This is a genomic window from Bacillus sp. FJAT-27445 (genome assembly GCF_001510665.1).
Taxonomy (GTDB): domain Bacteria; phylum Bacillota; class Bacilli; order Bacillales; family Cytobacillaceae; genus Bacillus_D.
This window is the reverse complement of record NZ_LMTI01000006.1, coordinates 376,938-388,564: the sequence shown is the minus strand read 5'-3', so window position 1 is coordinate 388,564 and position 11,627 is coordinate 376,938. Positions and strand designations below refer to the sequence as shown.

Genomic DNA, 11,627 nt, shown 5'->3' with positions numbered 1-11,627 from the left:
GTACAAAATTAAATCTAATCACGGCTAGAATCAACTCGTTTATACTTTTTTACAGAAATATTAACTGTTTGGAAATAATTTGTTCATAAAGTGGTTGGCGGTAAAACAAAAGCATCCCGGCTTTAAAGGCCGAAATGCTTCTTCAAACTACCACATATTAACGTTTAAGTCATTTCCCTGCTTGCTAATCCTTATGAACTCCTTTTCATCTTCAAAAGGGGTTCCCTTATCAATAACGTTTTTAATCGTTTCATACGAAACCTTATAGCCTTTAGCGGCAAGCAAATCGGCCAGGAGCCTTGCTTGGCTTATGGTAGTGCTAATTGATCCCGTGCTCATTGATAGGATGGTGGCTTTGTTTTTGACAATGATTCCTACATCGGAATGAGGTATGTAGTAAAGCCTTGCTCCGTGCTGTGCGGCAACAGTCGCCATCGGTTCAAAATCCGGCCCTTCACCTAGCTCATAAACTGTTCCATCGCCTGTGGTAAAGGTTTTTGCTTCTTCCGCCTCTTTCTCCCTGGCTCTCTCATCCCGTTCCGCCTGCGCTGAATAGAATGCGGCTATCGCCTGCTCAAGCTGTTCGGACAGTTCCTCTTTGGCTGTTTCGTTCTCAAGCTCTTCAATCATTTTCTTTGCTTCATCGACTTTCTTTTCAAAGACATCCTTGGCTGTTTTTTCATCAGCCGATAAATCAATTACCGTTTGCACGGTTTGTTCGGCACTCGTAAACATGTTGATAATGCCTTCAAGCTTTTCAATTTTCTGGATGAACCTGTCTGCGAACAGTTTGTTATATGGAGGCTTCAAGCTTTTGAACTTATCATTCTCCTCCATGGCGTCTTCCTTCAGCTGTGGCAATCCAGCGAGAAGTTCGGGTGCGAGCGGGTTTTCCGCTGCAAGCTTTTCAGCTTCATAGATACGTCCATAAAGTGATTCTGCAATGGAAGCGCCCTTATTGTACTCATGTACTTCCTTGATTTTCGGCTCAACTGTTTCTTTCAGGACATTCCCGAGTTTCTTTTTAGCTTCCCCGGACGCCTGCTCGAGATCGGCCTTGGCAATCGCTGCCTTTGCCTCAACGTTCAATAATTTGTCACCATCAATTTTTTTAAAATCGCCAGTTTCCTCGCCAGCGCTGATGTTCTTTTTCATTGCCTTATATAATTCATTCGCTGAAGCCTTTGCCTCTTTCACCGATTCTTCAACTTTTTTATCTTTATTTGCTCCATAAACCGCGTAACCGCCGGCCGTTATTGCAAAAACAAGCACGGAAACGAGGATTGCAACTATCTTTTTATTCAAAATTCCCCCTCCTTACACTGTTATTGTGGCATAGAATCCCGCTGAATTCTAGATACAATTTATCTATCTTAGCAAATAAGGGGGCTTCCTTTCGACAAAAATTGCTACTTTTTTCACAAAATACAGCAAATCTTTTCCAATGAGCCGGTAAACTTGCAGTTGAATTGATCGATGGAAATGGAAAAACAAGGGTTATGGCAGGATTCCCCTTGACTGAATTTTAAGGAATACGTGGCTTTTTTGACTCAAAGTATTAAGGACTTCACTCCCTCTCTTTACCAGTGATTCCCTAATTATTTCTCATACATATTTTGGTATAATCAAGGCAATATTTCTTATTGGGCTAAACCTGAACATGGACAAGTGAAAAATGGAAGGGGAGCATCTACGATAATCAAGTACATCCTCTTAGCTGCCGTCATCATTACAGGAAGTATTGCCGGTTGGCTCTACTATCCTCAGTACCAAATCAGCCAAATGAAAAAACAGTCCCTGGAAGCATCGAGCCAGGAGATCTCCCCGACGTATATAGATTATTATTCAGGCGTTCCAAAGAATTCTCTGTATCACCTTGCCCTTGGAGATTCCATCATTCGCGGTGTTGGCGCCAGCAAGAATCAGAACTTTGTCTGCGAATTTTCAAAAGAGCTAGGCAAGCTTACGAATAAAGAAGTTAATTTTCAGAATGAAGGAATCAGCGGCATGACGAGCAGTGAGTTGAAGCAGTTAATGGACGCGAGGAAGTTTGATGAAGAAATAAAAAAAGCCGATATCATTACGGTTAATATCGGCGGGAATGATGTGTTGAGGGCAGCAAAGGAACAAGACTTCCAATCCGCCTTCAAGGCATTCGATTCCCTCCAGCAAACCTTTACGCAAAACCTGGCCGATATTTCCGCCAGGATAACGGAAATCAATCCTGCCGCAACGATTGTGTTCTTGGAATTATACAATCCTCTTAATCCTGACACAGCCTATTATGGGATTGCTGATAAGCTTCTGCCTAAATGGAACGTCAATATTTACAGGACAGCCAAAAATATTCCGGCCGCCCTGGTAATTGAAACGTCGAAGGTTATCAATGGCCAGAACCTACAAAATCTCGCGCCAGACGGGGTCCATCCGAATTCACTCGGTTACAAGGCGATTGCTTCGCAAATAATTGAACAATTTAGGACAAGCTTAAAAAAAGCGGCTGTCTAAATTCAATTGGCTTATATTTACATTGAATATTTTATCCAAACATTGTATGATACTATTATCAAAGCTGCGTTGTTCGTACTCATAATAAAGTTTTAACCTTTAAGCTGTAATAGGGAGTTTTTGATCGAAGCCGGAATGACATGCCTTCGCCTACACGGCAAGGAGGACAAGCAGGAACGCTTCTGAGAACACCCACTTTGAGGAGTGGTGGTTTAAAACTTTCTTATATTACCTACGGCAAATGCGGCTTTTCCTTTATAACATTTTGGCCGGTTCCCAGTGGAGCCGGTTTTTTGGTGTTAAAAACAAAAGGCGCAAGCGCCTTCGTGACAAGCACAAACCGCTTGTCCCTGCGATGATTATTCTAGGGAGCTTTCCTTAGTGGTCAGCCCCGACCAGCATAAGACGGGGCCCGCAGGACACTGAAGGGCATCCCTGAATTCGCCCACGCACGAAGGAAATGCGAGCACAAAGGAAGGCTTCAGCGAACTTACATCGCACGAAATTATGCGGCAGCATAATTGAGGATTTCCGAGGACGGGCCTGCCCTCCGGAGGGAACCGGCTTATGACCTCGAGGGGCTAGGCGCTGTAGCTGGATTAATATAACCTTTTTCGGAGTTATCCACAATGTTCGATTGTAAAAAAGACCCGGTGGATGTATAAACCGGAGTCTTCATAGGAAGATTAAAATCTGCCTGATCGTAGAATTGAATAAATAATCCATAGGAACATTAGGAATGCGACCGTGAAACCAATTTCTAACGCATGGATGCTTGTAAGGAATGTATCCGTCCCAAAAGTCGCGCCAATAATAAGTCCAAGAACGACAATGCTGAAGGCCAACAATGTCAGGCTGAAGGAAACCTTGTTGGAAATCCGGTCGATCTTGTTGAAAATGGAATCAATTTGCGATAGGCTGATTTTCAGTTTTAGTTCGCCATCCGCAGCCTGTTCGAGGACTTCATCGACCCGGCCTGGCAGCTTCGTAATTGTTTCCGATATATCCTCCACGTCCTTAAAAAGACGTTTTCCTATATTAATTGGGTTATACCGCTCTATGACCAATTCCTCTGCGTACGGCCTGGCTAACTGGATCAAGTTCAATTTCGGGTCAATTCCCGAGATAATCCCTTCAACGGTGATCAACGTCTTCCCGAGCATTGTCAACTCGGTTGGTACGATAATCTGATGAGCCTGGGCGGTTGCCAGCAAATCCTTTACCGTCATCCCGAGGTCCATTTCCCCGAGCGGAACACGGCTAACTGTTTTACTGATTCGGTCGACATCATCGTAAAATTCCTTTTCATCCACATCGGAAGGAACATCGGACAACCGATACAGCGCCTTGACAATCATATCTGTATCCTCGCGCATCAGCCCGATCATCATTGATGCCGTGTCATATCTCATTCGGCCGGAAAGCCTGCCAACCTGGCCGAAGTCAATGAAAGCGAGCTGACCTGTTTTCTCGATATAAAGCATGTTTCCCGGATGCGGATCGCCGTGGAAAAATCCTTCCCGCAGAATTTGTGTGACAAACGCCTGGACAAGCAAGTCTGCCAGTTCATGCCGCTTCTCCTCATCGCTCACCTTTATGTTTACATCGGTTATTTTAATCCCGTTTATCTTTTCCATCGTCAGGATGTGGGAAGTCGTATAATCCCAGAATATTTCCGGAATCTTAATTTTTTCATTTTTCTCAAATTGGAGCGCAATCGTTTCCGTATTGCGTGCCTCCTCGATATAATCAAGCTCTTTTCTGATTGAATTGCTAAGTTCTTCCGTGATTTCGGCTGCTTTGTATTGCTCCGCCCATTCATAGTTCTGTTCAAGCAGCCTTGATAGGTCCATGAGGATTTCAAGATCGGTATGAACGTTTTTCCTTATTCCGGGCCGCTGGACCTTGACCATGACTTTTTCCCCTGTCCACAAAACAGCTTCATGAACCTGTCCGATTGAGGCGGCGGCAACATAATCCTCATTAAAAGAATAGAAAATTTCCTCAGGCGGTTTGCCAAGTTCCCGTGTGAGCTTTTCTTTTATTTCATTAATCGGCACGGACGGAACATTGTCCTGGAGCGTCTCGAGCTCTTTTATAATGTCGTCTGGCAGAAGGTCGCTCCTTATGCTCAAAAGCTGCCCCAGCTTTATGAATGTTGGACCTAGCTCTTCCAAGAGCCCCCGGAGCCGGACGCCCAGCTCCTGGGTGTTTTCCTTTTCAAAATCAGCCTTGATGCGTTCCCTTAATGACAGAAGCTGGCTAAGGCCGACCTCTTCAATTAGGTAACCGAAACCGTATTTCCCCAGCAGGGATAATATCTCTTTGTATCTGTTTAAACGACGCAGCTTATCTGTCAACATTCCATCACCAACTGTCAGTCATGAGTACGGTCTGTACCAGGAGGAGTTTTTTGGCTGGATGTATCAGTCAAATTTCCACTAAATCCAGTTTGCTCCTCAGCGCCTGTCAAATCCACGCCCTCCGGAACACCTTGAATACCGCTGCCAGGAAGAGTATCGCCAATTCCTGATCCTGAGGAACTCAGCCCGCTCCCTCTATCAAGCTTTTTTTCGGACTCGTTATCCTTGCTGCGAAGTCCGGCAAGCTCCTTTTGTAAAAGGACTATTTGGGCCTGGAGGGTATCCACCTCATCCTTTGTTACAAAGCCTAGCTCTTTCAGCTGGCTTGTAATAGAAGTACGGATGTCCTGATTCCAGCTTTCGCTCTTTTGCGCCCCTTTTCTGACAAATTCATTGAAAAGCGAATCGGCTTCGTTTTTGGTCATAGTCCCTTGTTCGACCATTTTCATAATCGTATCCTCAAGCTTTTCCTTCCCTGCGATTGCCGCGCCCAAGCCCAGCAAAATGCCTCTGCTGAATAAATCGTTCATATTTACTCTCAGCCTCCTCATTACTATGTGATTTCCTATTACCCTAAAAGAAGAATTTTTACCCATTCAGCTACAGGAAATTGACGTTTTTTTAAAATGGTGACATTCCCGGCAACATGGCAATCAAAAGGCCCTCCCATAGAAGGTTAGCCTTTTGGGATTCCCAGCAACCCAAAAAAGAACACCAGTGCAAAGACCAGTTGAAACAAGAAATCCGCCGGCATTTAGTGCCGAGCGGATTCTGAATGAATATGACACTATAATTTTACGCTAAGAGCCTTGAGAGATTACTGCACCTGCCTGTCCCAATGGCGGTGGGTGGCAATGGCCTGGACAAATTGTCCAGCAAATTCGGCCGGCTCGCCGCCAACTACAACACCCGGCGCACCGATGATACCGGCTTGTTGCGCTATCTCGGCCCCAGCGTGAGTTGCACCAATCGGTTTGTAATGCTCGAATGCTTCCTGGAGGAAATAGAGGGCAGTCTTCTTGAATTTCGGGGTGTTCTCTGCCCCTCCGACAACATAGATTGCATCAAAAAGAACCGAATCAGCAGTCAGGAACGAGTGGTGGACTGGCAGATCGAAATTGTCAGTTCCCCGTACGGATCCTAGCGTTTCGCTAATGAATTCCGGGACTGCTCCTTCTTTCTTTAGAGCATCCAGAATTGTTTTAACTTCATTGCCGCTGAACCCGTCTGCCACGAGCACGCCAACCTTTCGTGTCTTCGCTGTTTTCACTGTGTTCGCCATGCTGAGCGCTGGGGAAGCCTTCAGCGATGCAGGCTCCCTCGGCTCCGGAACCTTGGCCCCAATCCCTTCGGCCACCGGGGTCACCAATTCCATGCTGACATTGGCGAACATATCAACAACCTGCTGGCGTACATCCGGTGATTTCACCTTGCCGAGCTCAAAAGTCAACGCGTCAATGATGTGCTGCTTCTCAGGCGGGCTCATGCTGTTCCAGAACATCGATGCCTGGGAGAAATGGTCCCTGAAGCTGTCACTGCGAGCACGGATTTTATGCCCATCCACCTTCTCCTGATAATGCACATAACCGCCTTCATCAGCAGCCGCTGGGGCAGGCGTATTTTGCGCAAGGGAATTTTGATGGTAACTCACCTGGCCCCGGTTGATCGTCTGGCGGCCAAAGCCATCTCGCTGGTTATTGTGGAACGGGCAGACAGGCCGGTTGATTGGCAGCTTATGGAAATTCGGCCCGCCAAGGCGCAATAGCTGCGTATCCGTATATGAGAACAAACGGCCCTGCAGCAGCGGATCATTCGTGAAATCAATCCCAGGCACAACATGTCCAGGATGGAACGCGACCTGCTCAGTCTCTGCAAACACGTTGTCTACATTCCGGTTCAAGGTCATCTTTCCGATAATCTTGACCGGAACCTCCTCCTCAGGCCACAATTTCGTTGGATCGAGAATATCAAAATCAAACCGGAACTCTTCTTCCTCTGGAATCAGTTGGACGCCGAGCTCATACTCCGGAAAATTGCCACCTTCTATCGATTCGTATAAATCGCGGCGATGGAAGTCCGGGTCCTTGCCGGCAATCTTCTGGGCCTCGTCCCACACAAGCGAATGGACGCCAAGCACTGGTTTCCAGTGGAATTTTACAAAATGGGACCTGCCCTGCTCGTTCACGAACCGAAACGTATGTACTCCAAAGCCCTCCATCATTCGGAAACTCCTTGGAATGGCTCGATCTGATTTAGCCCAAAGGACCATATGTGCCGTTTCCTGGTTGTTTGCTACAAAATCATAAAACGTATCATGGGCAGTCGCACCCTGTGGCATTTCGTTATGCGGCTCCGGCTTGAATGAATGGACAAGGTCTGGAAACTTGATCGCATCCTGGATGAAGAATACCGGGATGTTATTCCCGACCAGGTCATAGTTCCCTTCCTCTGTATAAAACTTCGTCGCAAATCCACGCGCATCGCGGACTGTCTCCGCCGAGCCCTTCGAACCCTGAACTGTTGAGAAGCGGACAAATACAGGCGTCGTCTTCGATGGGTCTTGCAAGAACTTCGCCATCGTGTACTCCTTCATCGACTGGTAAACCTGAAACTCACCATGAGCCGCAAACCCGCGGGCATGCACAACCCTTTCAGGAATCCGCTCATGGTCAAAATGCGTCATCTTTTCCCGAAAATGAAAATCTTCCATCAACGTCGGCCCGCGCACGCCGGCTTTCAGGGAAAATTCATCCTCCGACACCTTCACACCTTGATTGGTTGTCAGCTTCTTCCCACTATCATCAACCTTGAACTGCTCCAGCTGTTCCTGTTTTTTATTCACTTCAGGATCACGGTTCTCTTTTACCATTCATCATCCTCCTCACATTAAGTTGGTACCTCACTCCCCTTCTACCCCACCTTTGGCAAAAAAAACGTTTAAATTTAATAGCCTGCACCAGCTAATCGAGATTATGGAAACCACTCTCTTTTAATAAAGGACTGTTCAATTTCCCCCCAAAAAAACCGCCTGGCAGCTTTCACCAAACGGTTAAAGGATGGAGCATTATTATGAATAGTATATGATGTGCACGAAGCAGGACTCCAAAAGCCCATGTAAAGCGATTGCCAATTCCTCTGTGAAACAATCTGTGTATCAAGAAAATTCGGGGCGTGCCAGGCACTGTTCGCATTTTTAAAACATACTCAACGAATAGTTTTTCGCCAACAGTTCCAGGAGCTTGATGCCTCCGATGCTGTTTCCCTTTTCGTCGAGTGCCGGCCCGAAAATGCCGATGCCAACTTTGCCTGGCACCGACCCCATAATTCCGCCTGAAACTCCGCTTTTTGCCGGAATGCCAATTTTTATGGCAAACTCACCGGATGCATTGTACATGCCGCACGTCACCATGAACGTTTTGCAAATCCTGGCGACATCATCAGGCATGACACGTTTACCCGTCAACGGATGCACGCCGTTCATGGCAAACATAAGGCCAATATCGGCTAAATCCCGGCAATCCATCTCAATCGCGCACTGCTTCGAATACAAATCGATTAGCGGGTCGACATCCTCCTTAATCACACCATGCTGCTTCAAAAAGTAACACAAGGCACGGTTTAAATGGGCGGTTTCAAACTCGGACCGAGATACTTCTTCATTAAACCCCACCTTTTGATTGTCCGCCAGCTCCTGAATGAAGGCCAACAGCCGCTGTAGCCTCTCCTCAACCGAGCTGCCTTTTATCATATGGGTCACTACGAGTGCACCCGCATTGATCATCGGATTCAATGGCTTTGCCACGCCCATTGTCTCCAATTTGGCAATCGAATTAAACGGATCACCCGTCGGCTCCATCCCGACCCGTTCAAATACATAATCATAGCCACGGTCCATCAACACCATTGCCAAGCTGATCACCTTCGTAATACTCTGCAGCGTAAACTTCCGTTCAACCTCACCCGCTGAAACACAATCACCATTCGGATAGTGGATTGCTATCGACAAATCCGCCATATTTGCTTTCCCAAGCGCAGGAATATAATCCGCAACCTTTCCCTGTTTCGTAAAAGGACGCGCCTCCTCCACCAGCTCATTCAACTCATCGTTTGACTCACACAACATCTTCATCACCCGTATTAGTATGAACTGAACATTACCAAACCACTCTTATGGAAATAGCCAGGCTTAGAGTGGGCGATATTTGGGAAAATCATTAATGTTGAGGCAAATTATGAACAAAATGTTAAAATAGAAGTATTCTTCAATTAAAGGGTGACAATGATGCCGAAAAGATATTATCCGAATGCTTTGACATTCGGGAACTTGTTTTGCGGATTTTTATCGATTGGCTATATGATGAATGGGGATATCAAAAATGCAACAATCCTGGTTTTCATTGCGATGATGCTGGATGCGCTGGATGGAAGGGTGGCTAGGATTCTTGGTGTGTCCAATGAATTCGGAAAGGAACTGGATTCACTGGCAGACATTGTTTCTTTTGGCGTGGTCCCAGCTTATTTGTCGGTCCATACGTACTTTGCTGGTTTGGGGATGACAGGAGTGGTGCTTGCAGGGATCTTTCCTTTATTCGGCGCATACAGGCTTGCACGGTTCAATCTTACCCAGCCGGATGTTTCATCGAATCATTTCCAGGGGATTCCAATTACATTTGCGGGCGGATTGGTTGCATTTTTAGTTTTATTTCACATAAGTATTCCCGTCCCTTTGTTTTTGGTCATTTATTTGCTTTTATGTTATCTGATGGCAAGCAAGATCAAAATTCCAAGCTTTAAAAAAATCCCTCTCCCAAGGTACGGAGTCATCATCACTGTTTTTATTTTCTATATGACGTACCGAGTCGTAAAAGCAAACATGGAAAGCGTCCCAATCTTCTTCTGGATCGCACTCGCCACCTATATGGCATTTATCATCGTCCGTTTTATCAAGGAAAAGGAAATCAAATTCCCAAGAAGAAAAAGGCGACCTCGAAAAGTAAGGATAAAATTGAAAAAATAAAAGTGAAAAGCCGCCAGCATAAGCTGGCGGCCATTTTTATTTACCCTTTTCTTTTAAGCAGGATGACCGAGGAGTTTGCCGTGGCTTTCGGCGTATGTCCCTTTCTCCTGTAGGCTAACCAGTATGCCATGGCAATGAAAACGGCCCCGCCAGTAGCATTTCCTAAAAAGACTGGAACAAAATTGGCGATGTACTGGCTCCAGGTATAATGGCCCTCGAAAATTGCGGCTGGAATGACAAACATATTGGCTACAACGTGCTGGAAGCCAATGGCCACAAACGCCATTGTCGGGAACCAAATACCCGCAATTTTTCCAATTATGTCTTTTGCACCGTAGGAAAGCCAAACCGCAGCGGCTACAAGCCAATTGCAGCCGATTCCTGATACAAATCCCTGAAGGAATGTCGCCTCAAGCTTGTGCCCGGCAATGCTGACAGTTTTTTCGAGGAATATTCCCGATGAGGTGAGCCCCGCGATATGTCCGAATGCATAAGCCACAAAGATAGCGCCGAGGAAGTTTGATAGTGTAATGATAGCCCAATTTTGGAGGATGGCCCTGATGGAAATCCTGCCTGCTAGCCCGGCTAGCGGGACAGCCATCATATTCCCGGTGAGGAGCTCTCCGCCGGCAATGAGGGTTAGAATAAGACCAATTGGAAAGACGGATGCTCCGAGGATTGTTCCAAGGCCCTCAATGTCGCCGGTGAGCGGTGCTGTGATCCTTATCGACAATAAATAGCCAAGCGCGATGAACGCGCCGGCCTGGAATCCAAGTATAATAGAGGTTTTTGCGGAAAAACCTGTTTTTTTAATTCCGTTTTCAATGGTCATTTCCATAATTTCTTCTGGTTTTAAATAGGAGGAAGACATGGGACCGCATCCCTTCAGATGTTTGTATGTGATGAAATTCACAAATCTACTTTCCCCCATTGTACACTATAAATCTAGTAAAGCGATGTGAACAATTTTCAAATTTAGTGACGAGCAGTCCGCCCATCTCCTTTACGGAGAAATTCACTTACCCTTCTGCTCCAGCAACCCATATTTCCGCTTGAACCTGCCAAGGCTTTTCAGCCAAATTTCACCGAACATCAATAGAAAAAACACATTTGAAGCCGCATGCATAAAATCGAACAGCGAGCTGGCTGCGAAATAGGCTGCCAGGGAGGACAAGGTGACTTCGCCGCCCGTCTGGGAAAACGCAAGAACCCCCCAAAAGTTCATAATCCACCCAAATAAAAAACCCCATACAAAACCGAATGCGAGTCTTCCCCAGTTTTTTTGCATGAAGCGGGTCTTCCTTAACATCCCGGCCGTTAAGCCCACCAAGCCCCAGGCGGCCATCTGCCACGGCGTCCACGGCCCCTGGCCAAGAATCATATTCGAGGCAAGAGCCGCGACCGCGCCAATCAGAAAGCCGCTTTCCGCGCCAAATACAAGGCCGGACATCATGATAACTAAGGTAGTTGGCTGAACACCGGGGATGCTTGCAAAGGGGATTCTGCCTACTGCGGCAATTGACGCTAGAACGGCGAGGAGCACGAGTTCCCTTGCTTCAATTTTTCTGCGCTCGAACCGGATGAGCAGGTAAATGAACGCAAAAACCGCAAAGCCCACACTTGCCCACATGAAGCTTTCCGCTCTTACCGCTGCAAAGAGAAGGAGTGCCAGCATCATTACTGGCAATACAATCACAGCAACCCTTTTCCAATGAGCCATGCTACTCCTCCCCCCTTTC

The 11,627-nt window shown here is 46.5% G+C and carries 9 protein-coding genes and 1 other RNA gene; 3 read left to right on the top strand and 7 right to left on the bottom strand.

Annotated elements, in window-relative coordinates; translation table 11 throughout:
• Window positions 1-147: 147 nt before the first annotated feature.
• Window positions 148-1,305 (bottom strand): hypothetical protein, encoded by a 1,158-nt coding sequence (locus AR337_RS19325; RefSeq protein ID WP_059173659.1) that lies wholly within the window; start codon window positions 1,303-1,305, stop codon window positions 148-150.
• 363 nt (window positions 1,306-1,668) lie between these two features.
• On the opposite strand from AR337_RS19325, the gene AR337_RS19320 reads away from it, so the two are divergent.
• Both AR337_RS19320 and ssrS read left to right on the top strand, forming a co-directional pair.
• Window positions 1,669-2,508, top strand: coding sequence for a GDSL-type esterase/lipase family protein (locus AR337_RS19320; RefSeq protein WP_059173658.1), 840 nt, complete (start codon window positions 1,669-1,671; stop codon window positions 2,506-2,508).
• A 58-nt stretch (window positions 2,509-2,566) separates the two neighbouring features.
• Window positions 2,567-2,762: non-coding RNA, 6S RNA (ssrS, locus tag AR337_RS19315), on the top strand.
• Window positions 2,763-3,194: 432 nt separating this feature from the next.
• On the opposite strand, the gene AR337_RS19310 is transcribed toward ssrS, so the two are convergent.
• The 4 genes from AR337_RS19310 to glsA all read right to left on the bottom strand — a co-directional run bounded on the left by AR337_RS19310 (window position 3,195) and on the right by glsA (window position 8,994).
• Window positions 3,195-4,868, bottom strand: a complete 1,674-nt coding sequence (locus AR337_RS19310) for an AarF/ABC1/UbiB kinase family protein (RefSeq protein WP_059173657.1) — start codon at window positions 4,866-4,868, stop codon at window positions 3,195-3,197.
• Window positions 4,869-4,885: 17 nt separating this feature from the next.
• Complete coding sequence (locus AR337_RS19305) at window positions 4,886-5,401, bottom strand: phasin family protein (RefSeq protein ID WP_059173656.1); 516 nt, start codon at window positions 5,399-5,401, stop codon at window positions 4,886-4,888.
• A 287-nt stretch (window positions 5,402-5,688) separates the two neighbouring features.
• Window positions 5,689-7,740, bottom strand: a complete 2,052-nt coding sequence (locus AR337_RS19300; protein WP_059173655.1) for a catalase — start codon at window positions 7,738-7,740, stop codon at window positions 5,689-5,691.
• Window positions 7,741-8,064: 324 nt separating this feature from the next.
• Window positions 8,065-8,994 (bottom strand): glutaminase A, encoded by a 930-nt coding sequence (gene glsA, locus AR337_RS19295; RefSeq protein WP_059173654.1) that lies wholly within the window; start codon window positions 8,992-8,994, stop codon window positions 8,065-8,067.
• 159 nt (window positions 8,995-9,153) lie between these two features.
• Between glsA and pssA the strand changes: the two genes are divergently transcribed.
• A complete protein-coding gene (pssA, locus tag AR337_RS19290; RefSeq protein ID WP_172797571.1) occupies window positions 9,154-9,888 on the top strand; it encodes a CDP-diacylglycerol--serine O-phosphatidyltransferase in 735 nt (244 codons plus the stop codon).
• Window positions 9,889-9,928: 40 nt separating this feature from the next.
• Here pssA and AR337_RS19285 read toward each other — a convergent pair whose 3' ends face one another.
• The gene (locus AR337_RS19285) at window positions 9,929-10,759 is read right to left on the bottom strand and encodes a formate/nitrite transporter family protein (protein ID WP_059173652.1); all 831 of its coding nucleotides are present in this window, start codon (window positions 10,757-10,759) and stop codon (window positions 9,929-9,931) included.
• Window positions 10,760-10,903: 144 nt separating this feature from the next.
• Entirely contained in the window at window positions 10,904-11,608 is a 705-nt protein-coding gene (locus tag AR337_RS19280) for an ECF transporter S component (protein ID WP_082687069.1), read from the bottom strand.
• Window positions 11,609-11,627: the final 19 nt, after the last annotated feature.